The sequence below is a fragment of the Streptomyces sp. NPDC021093 genome, assembly GCF_044333135.1.
GTDB lineage: Bacteria > Actinomycetota > Actinomycetes > Streptomycetales > Streptomycetaceae > Streptomyces.
In genome coordinates this window covers 36,732-53,050 of sequence record NZ_JBIRQJ010000020.1, presented here as the reverse complement: position 1 = coordinate 53,050, position 16,319 = coordinate 36,732, and the positions used below count along the sequence as shown (strand labels likewise).

General features: G+C 72.5%; 8 protein-coding genes. 5 read left to right on the top strand and 3 right to left on the bottom strand.

Annotation, left to right across the window (positions count from 1 at the left end):
* Positions 1-213: 213 nt before the first annotated feature.
* Positions 214-1,920 (bottom strand): serine/threonine-protein kinase, encoded by a 1,707-nt coding sequence (locus ACH4SP_RS41620; protein ID WP_398423567.1) that lies wholly within the window; start codon positions 1,918-1,920, stop codon positions 214-216.
* 584 nt (positions 1,921-2,504) lie between these two features.
* Between ACH4SP_RS41620 and ACH4SP_RS41615 the strand changes: the two genes are divergently transcribed.
* The 5 genes from ACH4SP_RS41615 to ACH4SP_RS41595 all read left to right on the top strand — a co-directional run bounded on the left by ACH4SP_RS41615 (position 2,505) and on the right by ACH4SP_RS41595 (position 13,485).
* Positions 2,505-6,455 carry an FtsK/SpoIIIE domain-containing protein gene (locus tag ACH4SP_RS41615; RefSeq protein WP_398423565.1) on the top strand — a complete coding sequence of 1,317 codons (3,951 nt, stop codon included), beginning with the start codon at positions 2,505-2,507 and terminating at the stop codon, positions 6,453-6,455.
* A 278-nt stretch (positions 6,456-6,733) separates the two neighbouring features.
* The gene (locus tag ACH4SP_RS41610; RefSeq protein ID WP_398423563.1) at positions 6,734-8,155 is read left to right on the top strand and encodes an ABC transporter substrate-binding protein; all 1,422 of its coding nucleotides are present in this window, start codon (positions 6,734-6,736) and stop codon (positions 8,153-8,155) included.
* 4 nt (positions 8,156-8,159) lie between these two features.
* On the top strand, positions 8,160-9,515 hold the full coding sequence (locus ACH4SP_RS41605) for a carbohydrate ABC transporter permease (protein ID WP_398423561.1): 1,356 nt from the start codon (positions 8,160-8,162) through the stop codon (positions 9,513-9,515).
* A complete protein-coding gene (locus tag ACH4SP_RS41600; RefSeq protein ID WP_398423559.1) occupies positions 9,512-10,393 on the top strand; it encodes a carbohydrate ABC transporter permease in 882 nt (293 codons plus the stop codon). Before ACH4SP_RS41605 ends, ACH4SP_RS41600 begins: the two co-directional genes overlap by 4 nt.
* A gap of 254 nt (positions 10,394-10,647) precedes the next feature.
* Positions 10,648-13,485 (top strand): CDP-glycerol glycerophosphotransferase family protein, encoded by a 2,838-nt coding sequence (locus tag ACH4SP_RS41595; protein WP_398423557.1) that lies wholly within the window; start codon positions 10,648-10,650, stop codon positions 13,483-13,485.
* Positions 13,486-13,609: 124 nt separating this feature from the next.
* On the opposite strand, the gene ACH4SP_RS41590 is transcribed toward ACH4SP_RS41595, so the two are convergent.
* Together ACH4SP_RS41590 and ACH4SP_RS41585 are read right to left on the bottom strand one after the other, a co-directional pair.
* Entirely contained in the window at positions 13,610-14,434 is an 825-nt protein-coding gene (locus ACH4SP_RS41590) for a TylF/MycF/NovP-related O-methyltransferase (protein WP_398423556.1), read from the bottom strand.
* A gap of 74 nt (positions 14,435-14,508) precedes the next feature.
* Positions 14,509-16,119, bottom strand: a complete 1,611-nt coding sequence (locus ACH4SP_RS41585) for a hypothetical protein (RefSeq protein ID WP_398423555.1) — start codon at positions 16,117-16,119, stop codon at positions 14,509-14,511.
* Positions 16,120-16,319 lie beyond the last annotated feature (200 nt).

Sequence of the window (16,319 nt, the reverse complement as noted above, 5' to 3'; positions counted from 1 at the left end):
GGCGTCGGCCCTCAAAGTACGCCGCCGACGAGGCGTTGAGTGCCCAGGATGGCCCCTGAACGGCGTCATTCCGCACTCCGGGGGTGAAATCCACCCCCGGAAGTCGACATGTCTCCCCAGTGAGCACCCGGAGCCCGTTCCAGGCGCCCCGCTCCAGGCGCCCTGTTCCCGGCACTCCGTTCCCGGCACCCCGTACCGGCGTCCTCTTCCCCGTTACGGCTTGGAGCTGCCGCCCAGGCTCTCGAAGAAGTCCTTGACGCTGGTGAACCAGTCGCCGATCTGGTCGAAGTAGCCCTTCGTGGTGCCGATCCACCCCTGGAGCGGGGACAGCTCCCAGACCAGCCAGCCCGCGACGAACAGCAGGACGACCGTGACCAGACAGCCCTTGAGGCAGCCGAGGCCGGGAATCCGCATCGGGTTGGCGCTGCGGCGCCGCGGCTCCCTCGGCGGCCGGGGCTCGCGCGGGGCGGGCGCCTGGGGCTGCTGGGGCTGGGGCGCGTACTGCTGCTGCGGGGGCGGCGCCTGGGGCTGGTGGTGCTGAGGCACGTAGTTCTGCTGCGGCGGCTGCTGGCGCTGCTGCCTCTGGGGCGGGCGCTGCTGCTGCGGCGGGTACTGCTGCTGGTTCTGCTGGTGCTGGGGCGGCATCGGGGGCTGCTGCCCGCGCTGCTGCTGCTGGCGCTGCGGGCGGCGGCGCAGCGGGTCCTGGCTCGGGTCCAGGTACTGCACGGAGGTCTGCTCGTTGCGGTCGCGGGCCGCGCGCAGCTGGTTCTGCCAGGGGTGCGGGTCCTCGGGCCCGGCCCCTGAGGGCGAACCGGCGGGCGCCCCGGCCGGGTGCGGGGGCACCGGCGGCATGACGGCGGTCGGGTCGGCGGCGCCGCGCGGGCCGTTCCCGCCCGTGGAGGGCAGCACGCTGGTCGCGCCGTTGGGGTCGTACGATCCCGCGTTGCTCGGCAGCACCTGCGTCGGGTCGGCCTCGTTCACCGAGCCGGTGTCCGGCACGGGCGCGGGCGCCGGGTCGGGTGCGAGCAGCGCACCGACCCCCATGGCCGCCTCGACCTGCGCGGCCGTGGAGTGCACGCCGATTCCGGCGGCGACGGTACGCAGCGCACGGGCCAGGTTCTCGGCGCTGGGCCGCTCGTCGGGCTCCTTGCGCAGGCAGCGCTCGATGACCGTCCACAGGGGTTCGGGGACGGTGGTGGGGCGGCGCGGCTCCTCGCTGAGGTGCCGGTGCAGCACCTCCAGGGCGGTGCCGCCGGCGAACGGGGGCCTGCCGGTGACCAGTTCGTACATCAGGATGCCCGCGCCGTAGATGTCGACGGCGGAGGTCTGCGGGCGGCCCTCGGCGGACTCCGGCGCGACGTAGGCCGGCGTACCGACGAACTCGTGGGTGCGGGTGAGGCCGGGGGAGTCCGCGAGGCGGGCGATGCCGAAGTCGGTGAGCATCGGGTGCATCGCACCGTCGCGCTCGTCGACCAGTACGTTCGCGGGCTTGAGGTCGCGGTGCACGACGCCGTCCGCGTGGCTCGCGGCGAGGGCGTCGGCGATCTGCGCCGTCAGCAAAGAGGCGGCGACGGGTGTGAAGGGGCCGTTGTCGCGGAGGTAGCGGTGCAGGTCCGGACCGTCGATCAGGTCCATGACGAGGGCGAGGAGATCGCCCTCGACGACGAGGTCGCGGGTGCGCACGATGTTGGGGTGGGTCAGCCGCAGGAGTACGGAGCGTTCGCGCAGGAAGCGCATCACCACGTCCGCGTCGTTCGCCAGCTCCTCTTTGAGGACCTTGATGGCGACGGTCTCGCCGGGCTGGCCCGCGACGGCCGCCTCGGCTCCCGCGGTCTCCCGCTGACGGGCCCGCCAGACGGTGCCTGTGGCTCCGCGCCCGAGCGGCTGCTCAAGCAGGTACTTGCTGCCTACCGGCCGCACGTCATGCACTCCCTGCTGGTCGGTGACTGACCCTGATCGTGGTTCGCGTGTCGGGCTGCTGATGTTCCCGCTGCCGGTTATTCCGGTTGTCCAACTCTAGTGCCGCCGAACGGGGCACCGGCCGAACGCGCGTCCCGCATTCCGGAACGAGCGGCGGAAAGTGCCGCGTACGCACTGCACACGTGTTCCCGGGGAAGACGCGCACGTCTTGCGGATGGTTGCCGCACACCCGTGCGGGGTGTGTCACTGTCGTTCGGCAAGGCCGCCCCGGCACTGCCGCCGGACCGCCCCGGCAGTGTCCGAGCGTGCCTCATACGGGCTCTTTTGCGTCCACAGCCGACCATTCAAGATCACTTGGCGACGGGCGGCGGGCGGGTTGTCAGTGGCAGGTGCGAGGATGCCATCAGCACAGACCTCTGGGGTAGTCGAGGGCGCACGAGTCCCTCAACACCCCGTGGTGGGTGCCGACCTGTACCGGACGACGCGTCCGTGCCGGGTGGGGGGACTTCGCGGGGGCGGCGGGCTGGACGGCTCCTCCTCGGCCCCGCCGCCGGGCACCGCGCGCAGAAGGGACCGCTGACGCGATGCAGATCCGGCTGACCGTCCTCGCGCCGCGCAGCGGCCAGAGCAGAGTGACGACCACGGGGGGCCCGGCACCCGGGACCGCTCCGGGTGCCGCGGCGCCGGGGGCCTCCGGGCCCGTGCCCCGGGCCGCCGCCGCGGTCTGCGACGTGCTCGTGACCGCGCCCGCCGGGACCGCGCTGGCCGCGGTCGCCTCCGGCCTCGCCGCCGCCGTGCAGGGCCAGGGCAGTCCGGAGACCACGGGCGCGGTGGTGGTGTACGCCGGGCGCGAGCGCCTCGACGCGCAGCGGTGCGCGCTGGGCGAGCCCCCGCTGGTGGACGGCGCGGTCCTGTCGCTCCAGTCCCCGGCGGACGCAGAGGCGCCCGAGCTGTCCGACCTGGCCCAGCTCCAGGTGGTGGCGGGCCCCGACGCGGGCGGTGTGCACCTGCTGCACGGCGGGCAGGTCCGGATCGGCCGCTCGGCCGACGCGGACGTACCGCTGGACGACCCCGACGTGTCCCGGCTGCACTGCACGGTGACGCTCACCGGGGACGGCCGGGTCACGGTCGCCGACCTCGGCTCCACGAACGGCACGACGCTGGACGGCACGGACGTCGGCGCCCGCGAGGTCCGGCTCGCCCCCGGTGCCCTGCTGCGGGTCGGCGAGTCCGCCCTGCGCCTCGCGCCCGCGGGCGCGCACGGCACGGCGCTCGCCACGGCCCCCGACGGCGAGGGCCACCTGCGGGTGACCAGGACCTCCACCGCCACCCCGGCAGCTTCCCCCGGGCGGTACGGCGGCGGTGCCGCGCACCACAAGGTGAGCGGCCGCGCGGCGGAGTCCGCGGCCAACAGCGGTCCCCACCAGGGGAGTTACGGGACGGTACCCGCCCAGGGCACGGGCCCCGACATCCGGACCGACCCGGCCGGGGGCCAGGGGGCGTACGGAACCGGACCGACCGACGGCCAAGGGGCGTACGGAACCGGACCGACCGACGGCCAAGGGGCGTACGGAACCGGACCGGCCGACGGCCAGGGGGCGTACGGAACCGGACCGGCCGACGGCCAAGGGGCGTACGGAACCGGGCCGACCGACGGCCAAGGGGCGTACGGAACCGGACCGGGGCACCCCGCCGGACCCGGGAGCCCCGCGGCGCCCCCGGCGGGCAGGGGGCAGGGCCCCTTCGGCGGGACCTCCGACCGTACGCACGGATCGGGGCGGGTCGTCGAGACGGGCGGCCGGGGCACCGACCACGGAGCGGCGGCCGGGGCAGGCAGCGGCCGGGGGGACGACCGCGGCGACGACCGCAGGGACGAGCCCCGGCGGCGCGGCGGCATAGGGGGCTGGGCGCGGCGCCTCGCCGGAGGCCGTGGCGAGGCCACCCACGACTACGCGGGCGACGGCGCGGGCACGACGCCCCCGCACTCCGCGACCACCGGCGCCCGGACCGCCGCGGCACCGTCCGAGGCCGACGCCTCCGCCGCGCGCGGCGGCGCCCACGGCACCGGCGGCGCCCCCGCCGTGGCCCCCGACACCTGGCCCGACGCGGCGACGCTGCTGCTCACCGCGCTCCAGCCGGGCCCCCGGCTGTGGGAGCGCGGGCCCGGCCACCCGGAGTCCCTGGTTCTCCGGCTCGGCACGGCGGACCGGTCCGCGCCCGGCGGCGCGGGGACGACGCTGCCCGCGGTGCCGGTCACGGTGGGGCTGCGGGAGGCCGGTGCGCTGGGTCTTGCCGGACCGCGCGCCCGGCTGGCCGGACTGGCGCGCTCCGTGGTGGCTCAGCTCGCCGCGCTGCACTCCCCCACCGATCTGGAGATCGTCCTGATCAGCGCGGACCGAGCGCGCTCGATCGAGGAGCGGGCCCGGGAGTGGGGCTGGCTCGGCTGGCTGCCGCACCTGCGCCCCGCGCACGGCCAGGACTGCCGGCTGCTGCTCGCGTACGACCGCGACCAGGCGTCCGCGCGCGTGGCCGAGCTCGTACGGCGCACGGAGGAAGGCCCCCTGGATCCGGGCGGTCCGCGCACGGTGGTGATCGTCGACGGCGACCCCGGCTCGGCCGGACTGCGCGAGGCGACGGCCCGGCTCGCGGCCCACGGCTCGGCGCACGGCATCCACTTGCTGTGCCTCGCGGAGACGGCCGCCGCTTCCCCTCTCTCACCGGTCGAGGCGACGTACGGTGCGGCCTGCGCGGTGTCCCCCGCCTTCCGCGAGTGCGGGGCGGTGGCGCTGCTCAGCGGTGACGTCGCCACGGCGGTACGAGTGCTGCGCACCGCGGGCGGGCAGAGCGCCGGGCACGGCACCCTCGCCTCGGTGGACGCGGTGTCGGCGGCATGGGCGGAGCGCTTCGCGCGGGCCCTGGCCCCCTTGCGCACGGACGCGGCGGACACCACGGGCCAGGGGCAGGGGTACGGCCCCGGCGCGGGCGGCACGGCGTCCGGCGGCAGGCCGGGCCGGCTCTCGGTCGCGGCCCTTCCCTCGACGGCCCGACTGCTCGACGAGCTGGGCCTGGCCAGGGCGACTCCCGCTTCGCTGATGGCCCGTTGGGCCGCGGCGGCCGACGACGAGCAGGCTCCGGGCGCCACGCGCGCGTGGGCGGTGCTCGGGGCGGGCCCGCGCGGCCCGGTCTGCGCGGACCTGGCGACCGAAGGACCGCATCTGCTGGTCGAGGGCCCGGCGGGCAGCGGGCGCACGGAGCTGCTGCGTTCGGCGGCGGCCTCGCTGGCGGCGGCGGCCCGGCCGGACCGGCTCGGCCTGATCCTGGTCGACGGCGCGGGCGGCGACCGCGGCGACGGGCTGCGCGCCTGCACCGAACTCCCGCACGTCTCCACGCACTTGGTGGCCTCTGACCCGGTGCGGATGCGCGAGTTCGCGCAGGCCCTGGGCGCCGAGCTGAAGCGCCGCGACGAACTCCTGGGCGCCCTGGGCTTCGCCGACTGGCACGCGGGCCGCACCCCGCACCCCTCTCCGGGACCCGAGGCGGCCGCGGGCCACCTGGTGGGCCAGCGCCGGGCCCCGGAGGCTTCCCGGGCGGGCATCACCGGGACCTCCGGGACCTCCGGCGCCACAACGGCCTCTGCCGCCTCCGCGGCCTCCTCGGCCTCCTCGGCCTCCGGGTCGGACCTCCTCGGGACCCGCAGCACCAGCACCCGTACGGGCAGCGGCAGTTACCCCGATGCCGCGTCCGGCGCCGGTACGAGCGTGGGGGCGGGCACCGGTGCGGGCGCGGCACCCGGCGCCGGGAGCGCTCCCGGCAGGGCGGGCGCCCCGTACGCCTCCATCGGCGCCCAGCGCACGGACACCCACGGTGGCGCCCGTGCGGAGGCCCGCTCCGACACCCGTGCCGACGTCGAAGCCCCCGGCACCGGCACCCTGCGGCTGCGGCCCGCGGCGACGCGGGAGCGGGAGCGGCAGGCCCAGGCCGGCTGCGGGCCCTCGCCGCTGCCCCGGCTCGTGGTGCTCGTCGACGACTTCGACGCCCTGGTCGCGCCCGCCCTCGGCAGTACGGGACGACCCTCCGCCGGTTCTGTCGTACGCGCCCTGGAGGCGGTGGCCCGACACGGCGAGCGGCTCGGGGTGCATCTGGTGGCGGCCACGGCCCGCCCCGACCGTACGGCCGACACCGAACTGGCAAAGGGGGAGCGGCTGTTGCGGGTGGTACTCGACCCGCCGCCCGCCGCACCCGCTCCGGAGGAGCCCGCCCCCGGCCGCGGCCGGCTGCTGCACGCCGACGGTGCGGTGACGCCGTTCCAGGGCGGCCGGGTCACCGGCCGCATCCCGCGGACGGCCACCCAGCGGCCCACCGTGGTCCCGCTGGAGTGGGAGCGGATGGGCGACCCGCCCACCCGCCGCCCGGTCCGCGAGCTGGGCAACGGCCCCACCGACCTCGCACTGCTGGCCAGCGCCCTCGACCGCGCGGCCCGTACGGTCAACGCCGCCCCCGTGCCCCCACTGGACACACCCCAGGAGGTGCGCTGATCCGCCGACCCGACATCACCGGGACCGCCGACCCGACATCACGAGGCCGTCGCACCGACACCACGGGCCACCGGTCCGACGTCGTGCGATCGCCCGCCGGACGCCGTGCGCGTCCTGACTTGACGTCACGAGGCCATTACGAAAGCCGAGTTGACACCGAAGGCACTATTGCGGGCCACCACCGCCGGGCGTAGGACTGACCCACGGGAACGTAAACGGGACAGTAGAGAGCGGCGGTCGGGCCGGTCAGTACGTGTACGGGAGAGACGGGGCCAGTGATGCGCACAACTTCTCGCGAGCGAAACCAGCAGGACCGGCGGAGCAGTGCCGGCAGGTCGGGCAGGCAGGCCCGCCGGGCCGCCGTCGCCTTCGCCGCCGTGGGCGCACTCGCGCTCACCGGGTGCGGCGGTGAGGACAAGCCGGGCGACGGCAAGGCGACGGGCAGCGCCTCGGGCGCCCCCAAGCCTCCTGCGGACACCCTTCAACTGCCCAAGCTGGACGGCGAGAAGCTCCAGGTGATCGCGGTCTGGACGGGGCCCGAGGGCGAGAACTTCAAGAAGGTGCTCAAGGAGTTCGAGAACCGCACCGGGGCGACGGTCAGCTATGTGCCGACCCAGGACGCCATGCTCACGTACCTCGGTTCGAAGATCTCCGGCGGCACTCCCCCGGACGTGGCCCTGCTGCAGCAGCCGGGGGCGCTCAAGCAGGCCGTCGAGAAGAAGTGGCTGAAGCCACTCGACACCGGCACCCAGGCCCAGTTGGACAAGAACTACACCAAGGGCTGGAAGGACATCGCGGCCGTGAACGGCACCCAGTACGGGGTGTACTACAAGGCCGCCAACAAGTCCCTGGTCTGGTACAACACCAAGGCCTTCGAGAACGCGGGCGCCACCGAGCCCAAGACCTGGCCGGACTTCCTGAAGACCGCCGAGACGATCTCCCAGTCCGGCGTCACCCCGGTCTCGGTCGGCGGCTCGGACGGCTGGACGCTCACCGACTGGTTCGAGAACATCTACCTCTCGCAGGCGGGCCCGGAGAAGTACGACCAGCTCGCCCAGCACAAGATCAAGTGGACGGACCCGTCCGTGAAGGACGCGCTGACCACCCTCGCGCAGCTCTTCGGCAAGGACAACTACCTGGTCGGCGGCGCCAAGGGCGCGGTCGGCACCCCGTTCCCCAAGTCGGTGGAGCAGACCTTCACGGGCGGTGACACCCCCAAGGGGGCGATGGTCTTCGAGGGCGACTTCGTCGCGGTCAACATCGGCCAGACGAAGGCCAAGCTCGGCACCGACGCCAAGGTCTTCCCGTTCCCGGCGGTCGGCGCCAAGTCCCCGGTGGTGACCGGCGGCGACGTCGCGGTGGCGCTGAAGGACACCAGGGCGACGAAGGCGCTGATGACCTTCCTGGCCTCCACCGACGCGGCGAAGATCTCGGCGGGCGCGGGCGGCTTCATCTCGCCGAACAAGTCCCTGGACATGTCGGCCTACCCCAACGACACGCTGCGCGACATCGCGAAGGCGCTGGTCGGCGCGGGCGACGACTTCCGCTTCGACATGTCGGACCAGGCGCCGCAGTCGTTCGGCGGCACGCCGGGCAAGGGCGAGTGGAAGACCCTCCAGGACTTCCTGCGGAACCCGAAGGACATCGCGGGCACGCAGCAGAAGCTGGAGACCGACGCGGCCGCGGCGTACAAGAACTGACGCCATGACCTCACCGACCGCGGGGGCCGTGGCCAGCGTGACGCCGCCCCCCGCCACCCCGGACAAGCACAAGAGCGTGACCGGCACACGCAAACTGGTCGCGGCCGGCTTCCTGCTGCCCGCGCTGGTTCTGCTGGGCGCGCTCGTGGTCTACCCGATCGGGTACTCCGTCTACCGCAGCTTCTTCGACAAGGCGGGCACCGGCTTCGCCGGGTTCGACAACTACGCCAGCCTCTTCACCGACGACACCATCCTCACCGCGATCAAGAACAACCTGATCTGGGTGGTCGTCGCCCCGACCGTCTCCACCGCGCTCGGCCTGATCTTCGCCGTGCTCACCGAGCGGATCCGCTGGGGCACCGCGTTCAAGCTGGTCGTCTTCATGCCGATGGCGATCTCGATGCTCGCCTCGGGCATCATCTTCCGGCTGGTGTACGAGCAGGACCCGGACCGGGGGGTGGCCAACGCGGTCTGGGTGGGCGTGCACGACACGTTCGCCGAGTCCTCCGGCTTCCCCAAGGCCCGTCCGCTGCCGGTGCATCCGCTGAAGGCGGCGGGCGGCGGCGCGTACCTCACCAAACAGCCGGTACGGGCCGGGCAGCAGGTCAATCTGCCGCTGATCGGCGTCGCTCCGGCCCAGATGCCGGGCGACGCGCAGCCCGCGAAGGCCCCGCCGACGGCTCCCGACCGGGTCACCGGGACGGCGTGGCTGGACTTCACCAAGGGCGGCGGCGGCAAGCCGAACGTGATCGACAGCAAGGAGTCGGGCCTCAAGGGCATCAAGATCGAGGCGGTCAAGGACGGCCAGGTGGTCGACTCCACCGAGGCCGCCGCGGACGGCTCCTTCTCGCTCTCCGCCAAGGCGGACGGAGCCGAACTCCGGCTCCCGGCAAGCAACTTCCGCGAGCAGTACAACGGCGTCAACTGGCTCGGGCCGAGCGTGGTGACCCCGGCCATCATCGGTTCGTACGTCTGGATGTGGGCCGGATTCGCGATGGTGCTGATCGCGGCGGGCCTGGCGAGTCTGCCGCGTGAACTCCTGGAGGCCGCGCGGGTGGACGGGGCGAACGAGTGGCAGGTGTTCCGCCGGATCACGGTGCCCCTGCTGGCTCCGGTTCTCGCGGTCGTCACCGTCACCCTGATGATCAACGTCCTGAAGATCTTCGACCTGGTCTTCATCATCGCGCCCGGCGACTCGCTGGACGATGCGAACGTCCTCGCGCTCCAGCTCTACCAGTCGTCGTTCGGGGACGATGCGGACCTTGGCATCGGCAGTGCCATCGCGGTGTTCCTGCTGCTGCTCGTGATCCCGGTGATGCTCTTCAATATCCGTCGCATGCGGAAGGAGCAGGGCCGATGACAGTCGCCACCGACATCGTGAAGGCGAAGCGGTCCCTTCCGGCACGCATCGCGGCCGGGGCCGGCGGCGGTGTGATGCGGATCTTCCTGATCCTGGTCGGGCTGTTCTGGCTGATGCCGACCGTCGGGCTGATGATCTCCTCGCTTCGCGACGCCTCCGACATCGCCGCGACCGGGTGGTGGAAGGTCTTCACCGCGCCCGCGGAGCTGACCCTCAAGAACTACTCGGCCATCCTTGAGAACGACACGGTCATCAACTCCCTCCTCAGCACGGCCCTGATCACCGTGCCCGCGACGGTGCTGGTCGTGGTGATCGGCGCGCTCGCCGGATATGCCTTCGCCTGGATGGACTTCCGGGGCCGGGACTGGTGGTTCATGGCGGTCGTGGGGCTGCTGGTGGTGCCGGTACAGGTGGCGCTCGTACCGGTGGCGAAGATGTTCGGCGTGATCGGCATCTTCGAGACGACGATGGGCGTGGTCCTCTTCCACGTCGCCTTCGGCCTCCCCTTCGCGATCTTCCTCCTCCGTAACTTCTTCGCGGAGATCCCGCGCGAACTCCTGGAGGCGGCACGGCTCGACGGGGCGGGCGAGATCCGGCTGTTCACCCGGGTCGTCATGCCGCTGGGCGGTCCGGCGATCGCCTCGCTGGGCATCTTCCAGTTCCTGTGGGTGTGGAACGACATGCTGATCGCGCTGATCTTCGCGGACGCCACCAACCCGCCGATCACGGTGGCGCTCCAGCAGCAGGTCCGCCAGTTCGGCAACAACATCGACGTCCTCGCACCGGGTGCGTTCATCTCGATGGTGATCCCGCTGATCGTGTTCTTCGCGTTCCAGAAGCAGTTCGTGTCGGGCGTGATGGCCGGGGCGGTGAAGTAGCCACCGGACCGACCAGCCACTCACACCACTCACCACTCACCACTCACCACTCACCACTCACGCCAACTCTCCGCTGCGTAAGGGTGGTTCGGGATCGGCTCCCCGAACCACCCTTACGGGTAACCCGTTCTCCTAACTTCCCCCGTATGCCACATCCCGCGTAACCGTCCCGGTCCAGGGTCCGTTGCCGGGCATACGACGCGCCCGCCTGCCGGGCGCGGCCGTCCTGCCCGCGTCGACCCCATGGATGTGCCGTGCCCCGGTTCAGCGTGATCGTGCCCGCCTACCAGGTCCAGGAATACCTGGAGGAGTGCCTGGACTCGGTGCTGACCCAGTCCTTCGACGACCTCGAACTGATCGCGGTGGACGACTGCTCACCGGACGCGTGCGGCGACCTCATCGACGAGTACGCCGCCCGGGACCCCCGGGTCCGCCCCGTGCACCTGACGGAGAACGGCGGCCTGGGCAACGCCCGCAACATGGGGCTCGAACTGGCCCGCGGCGACTACCTCCTCTTCCTCGACAGCGACGACACCCTCACCCCCGGCGCCCTCCAGTCGATCTCCGACCGTCTCAAGGAGTCCGACTCCCCCGACGTCCTGGTCTTCGACTACGCCCGTACGTTCTGGACGGGCGAGGCAGAACGCAACCAGTTCCGCGCCGAGCTGCACGAACAGGGCCCCGCCTCCTTCGCCCTCGCCGACCGGCCCGGTCTGCTCCGTGTCCTGATGGTCGCCTGGAACAAGGCGTACAGCCGCGAATTCATCGAACGCCAGGACTTCGCCTTCCCGTCCGGCTACTACGAGGACACCCCCTGGACCTACCCCGTCCTGATGTCGGCGTCCTCGATCTCCACCCTCGACGAGGTGTGCGTCCACTACCGCCAGCGCCGCCAGGGCAACATCCTCTCCACCACCTCCCGCAAGCACTTCGACCTGTTCGACCAGTACGACCGGGTCTTCGCGTTCCTCGACGCCCGCCCGGAACTGGCGGGCTGGCGGCCGGTGATCTACCGCCGCATGATCGACCACTTCGGCACCGTCTTCACCCGGCCCGGCCGCCTCCCCAAGGGCTGCCGCGCCGAGTTCTTCCGCCGGGCCCGCGCACACTGCCGCAAGTACCGCACCCCGGACGCGGCCCTCTCCCGCACCCCGGCCCGCCCCCGCGGCATCGCCGCCCGCAGCGCCGCCGCCCGGAACGCCGCGGCCCGCGCCGCCGCGACCGCGGTCGCCAAGGCCGCAGTCACCGACGAGACCGCCTCGTCGACAAGCTCCCCGACCCCCGCCACGACCACGGGTGTCGCTCAAGGCGGCCCCGGCCGACCCCAGGGAACCTCCGCCACGGACGGCAGCGCAGCACGCGACACCCCAGCACGCGGCGGAGCCACAGACGCAACTGCCACCACAGCCACCACAGCCACTGACAACGCCGCAGCAGGCCCCGGGGCCACCACCGCGTTCGGCACCGCGGCGGGCGCCGCAGCCACCACCGCGGACAGCACCGCCGCGGGCGCCGCAGCACGTACCACCCCTGGTACCGCCGCCGAGGACAACGACGCCCTGCGCATCGCCGCCGCGGGCCCCGTGGTCACCGTCGGCTTCGGCGCCGTCGGCACGCCCGCCGCGCCCCGTATCGCGGCCCCCTCGCCCCGCACCCGGCTGCGGCAGGCACTCGTCCGGCTGGGCAGCCACCGCACGTACCGGACGCTGGCCCTCGCCCAGGCCGTGCGCCGCACCGTCACCGGCCGGACCCGCGCCGTCCTGCGCATCACCCGGTCTGCCGCCATGCAGCTGCACTACCGCATCCAGCTACGGCTGCCCGTCCGCGACAACCAGGCGGTGTTCGCCGCGTACTGGGGCCGCGGCTACTCCTGCAACCCGGCCGCCCTGGAGGCCAAGGTCCGCGAACTCGCCCCGCACATCCGCACGTTGTGGCTCACCACCCCCACGCATGCCCACACCGTCCCGACCGGCACCCGCCGGCTGCGGCCCGGCTCGGCCGCGTACTGGAGTGCGCTGGCCCGCGCCAAGTACCTGGTGAACAACGTCAACTTCGACCACCGTCTCGCCAAACGCCCCGGCCAGGTCCTCCTGCAGACCCAGCACGGCACCCCGCTGAAGTCGATGGGTCTCGACCTCCAGGACCGCCCCGCCGCGGACATGGACTTCGAGAAGCTGCTCGCGAACACCGACAAGTGGGACTACCTGCTCTCCTCCAACCGCCACTCCTCCCTCGTCTGGGGAAAGGCCTACCCCTCCGCCTACACCACCCTCGAACACGGCTATCCGCGCAACGACGTCTTCCAGACCGCCACCGCCGGCGACGTCGCCCGGATCCGCGAGTCGCTGAACATTCCCGAAGGCACCACCGCCGTCCTCTACGCTCCGACGCACCGCGACTACCGGCGGACCCAGCGCCTCACGCTCGACCTCGAACGCATCGCCCGGTCCCTCGGGCCCCGGCACGTGATCCTGACCCGTGCCCACTACTTCACCAACGGCCCGCTGCACCACGCGAGTTCCCACAGCAGCGCCCGAATCGTCGACGTGAGCGAACATCACTCGATCGAGTCACTCTGCCTGGCCTCGGACGCCCTGGTCACGGACTACTCGTCGCTGATGTTCGACTACGCCAACCTCGACCGTCCGATCGTCCTGCACATCGACGACTGGGAGGCGTACGAGGCGGCCCGCGGCACCTACTTCGACATCCGCGAGTTCCCGCCGGGCGCGATCGCCCGCAACGACGACGAGTTGATCGACATCTTCCGGACCGGCCACTGGCGCGGCTCGCGCTCCGCGCAGCTGCGTGCCGCCTTCCGCGCCCGGTTCTGCCCGTACGACGACGGGTTCGCGGCGGAGCGCGTCGTCCGCCGTGTGTTCCTCGGCCAGACCGAGGGTCTGCCCCGTTTCGTACCGCTGGAGGACCGCGCTCCGGCCCCCGCGTCCGGGTCGACGGCCGCCACGTCCGTACTGCCCGCCCAGCAGGACGCACAGACGACAGCGCACGCGCCTGCGCAGACACCCGCACAGGCGACCGCGCAGGCGACCGCGCAGGCCGTCTCCGACCTGCTGCCTGCAGAGCTGCGCTGAAGCAGGCCGGCATGCGAACAGACACGTACGTACGCACATGTGTGCGACGCACGCGTGCGGGAGGGGCCCGAACGGAAACCGCCAGGCCCCTCCCCCGTACTCAACGCCTCACCTGCTCAGCGCCTCACGGCTTGATCGCGATGCGCCCCTCGTCCATGCGCAGCAGCAGCAACTGCTCGCCCGTCTCCTCCAGGAACTCGTCGACGGCCTGCCGCGAGCCCTGCCAGTACCCGTAGTCGTCGATGAGCAGTACGCCGCCGCTCACCAGACGCGAGTAGAGGTGCTCCAGCTCGTGCTTGGTCGAGGCGTACCAGTCGGTGTCCAGGCGCAGGATGGCGATCTGCTCCGGTGCCTCGCCCGGAACGGTGTCCTCGACCTTGCCCTGCACGTAGTGGATGTGCTTGTCCGGGTAGGGCACCTTCTCAAAGCCGGACTTGACGTCGTCCAGGGTGGCGACGGCCCAGATCGGCCGGTCCTTGCCCTGGACGTCGAGGAGTTCCTGCGCGGACTTTCCGTCGAGGCGCTTGTCCTCGTCGGTGGGCGGCGTCATTCCCTCGAACGTGTCGAAGAGGTACAGCTCGCGGTCCTCGACCCCCTCCGCCAGCAGGGTCTTCGCGCAGGCCTGCATGCTGCCGCCGCGCCACACACCGCACTCGACGATCGCGCCGGGGATGTTGTGCTTGACGACGTGGCGGGTGGCCAGGATGAACGCGTTGAGACGCTCCGGTGAAGTCATCGAGAACGGCTTCACCGCACGGATGATGTCCTTCGCACCGTCGTCGTAGTCGGCGGGGAACTTGATGCCGGGGTTGGGCTTGGGCGCGGGGGCCGCGGCGACAGGCGCGGGACGCGCTGCCCGACGGGGTCGTTGGCCTGGAACCGGGACGCGTCGCAGCTGGTAGCCGGTCAGTTGCTGAAGGACGCCATTCACGGCGTTACGCCATACCATGCGCACGGACAGTACGCGGAAAAGCGAGCTCCCGCCTATATCTCGTCAACATTCAGTCACGTGGTTTACCGGCGTCAACAGCGGAGAGCGACGCGTACCAGCCGTACCCCGTCGGGGCCTTCCGCCGTCTCAACAAAGCCCTGACCGGGCGGGATTGACTGTCCTCCGGTGAGGACGAGCCAGTCGGCGCCTCCTCTGCACACCGCTTTCCTTCTCTCGCTCCCGGTCGCCCGCGCGTCCAGGGCCAGGGCCACGTCGGCGGTCCGCCGCATGCTCTCCGACCTGGGGATCTCCGGCTGGGGCCAGGCCGGCATCACCGTGTAGACGCCGTAGCCCGGGAGCATCCGCAGAGCTTCGTAGTCATTGGTCAACACCACCTCTCCGTAACGGAAATGGCGGGCCGCCCAGTCGAATCCCGGCCAGGTGGGCAGGTATTGCGCCTTGGCGGTGAAGGCCACGGGCAGCCGATGGGCGGGCACCACGTACAGCAGCGCGCCCGCCTGCACCCGGGCGCCGTTCAACAGGGCGACGGCGAAGACCGCGGCGAGCAGGCCCCGGCCCGTCCGGGCGCGCACGCCGCGCGGCCACGGGGCGCACAGCTCGACCGCCGGCGCACACTGCAGCCCGAACAACAGATGGGGAATGACCCGCCCCCACGTGTAGTGCCCGGTGAACCAGCCGCACACGGCCACGGTGGCGGTACCCAGGCACATCAGCACCAGGGGGTCGCGCCGGGAGCGGCGCAGCCTGAGCAGCAGGACGGGCAGGCCGATGAGTGCCAACCCGTAGTGCTGGGGGATCAGTTCGTAGGCCGAGATGTGGAAGGCGTCCAGGGCGGAGGCGTCCGGGAGCGACAGGATGTTGCCGTACGGCCAGACGACGAGCAGCAGTGCCGCCGTGACCGCGCCCGCGGTGCAGCGCGCCAAGGTGCGCGGGCCGATCCGCCGCACCGTCCCCGCGAACATCGCCGAGCAGCCGATCAGCGCCCCCATGGCCATCACGGGGTGGATCAGTACGAGGCAGCCGGCCAGCAGCCCGGTCACCGCCCAGTGGACTACTCCGGTGTCCTCGCGCCCCGCCCTCAAGAGGCGCGACCACAGGTACAGGCCGAGAGCGAAGGCGAACAGGCTCGGGTACGACAGCGACAGACACAGGGCGGACAGCGACGCATGGCCGCTCCACAGGAACAGCTGCGTTCCCCACAGGAAGAGCATGCACAGTGCGGTGAGTGCGGGTGCCCAGAGGCGGTCGGTCAATGTCCGGACAAAGATCCGGAGTCCGGCCAGCAGCGCAAGGGAGTTGACCATCCCGCAGACGCTCATCACCGACAGCGACGCCGCGCCTGTCGCACGGGCGAGGAGAGCGGCCGCGACGGTGTAGGGCGTGTAGTACGGGCTGCCGCTGCCCGGGCGGTCCACGAGAGGGCTGCCGGGGTCGGCCAGGTCGTGCCGCAGCCGGTCGATGACCGCCGCGTGCTGGCCCAGGTCGCCGGCCCAGGGCAGCCGCCAGGCGACGCAGCAGAGGAAGCAGAGGATGCCGCAGAGGACCAGATCGGGCGCCGTCACCCGCTGCCGGGGGCAGTTCCGCGCCGTTTCCCCGGGGCCGTGACCGACGCCCGTGCGCAGGCCGCTGTCCCGCACGCCGTCGCACTCTCTTGAGGGGGCGGCGGGATGTGTGGTGGCCATGCTGCGCCGCCCTCCGGAGGGAATCGCTGTCCTCCGTCACCCTGCAACGGCCCGGAGCGGGCCCTCGGCCTTCGACGTGCGGGCGTTCGGGTGACAGCGCGGGGGCACCTCGGGCGCGGGCTGCACACCTCCGGTGCGGGCGGCGTCATGGGCACGTGCGGTGCCGTGGGCGCGGGCAGCATCATGGGCACGTGCGGTGC

What these genes read in the sequence shown, in the direction of transcription:
- ACH4SP_RS41600 (WP_398423559.1), top strand. Translation starts at nt 9,512, where the DNA reads ATGACAGTCGCCACCGACATCGTGAAGGCGAAGCGGTCCCTTCCGGCA.
- ACH4SP_RS41615 (WP_398423565.1), top strand. Translation starts at nt 2,505, where the DNA reads ATGCAGATCCGGCTGACCGTCCTCGCGCCGCGCAGCGGCCAGAGCAGA.
- ACH4SP_RS41590 (WP_398423556.1), bottom strand. Translation starts at nt 14,434, where the DNA reads ATGGTATGGCGTAACGCCGTGAATGGCGTCCTTCAGCAACTGACCGGC.
- ACH4SP_RS41605 (WP_398423561.1), top strand. Translation starts at nt 8,160, where the DNA reads ATGACCTCACCGACCGCGGGGGCCGTGGCCAGCGTGACGCCGCCCCCC.
- ACH4SP_RS41610 (WP_398423563.1), top strand. Translation starts at nt 6,734, where the DNA reads ATGCGCACAACTTCTCGCGAGCGAAACCAGCAGGACCGGCGGAGCAGT.
- ACH4SP_RS41585 (WP_398423555.1), bottom strand. Translation starts at nt 16,119, where the DNA reads ATGGCCACCACACATCCCGCCGCCCCCTCAAGAGAGTGCGACGGCGTG.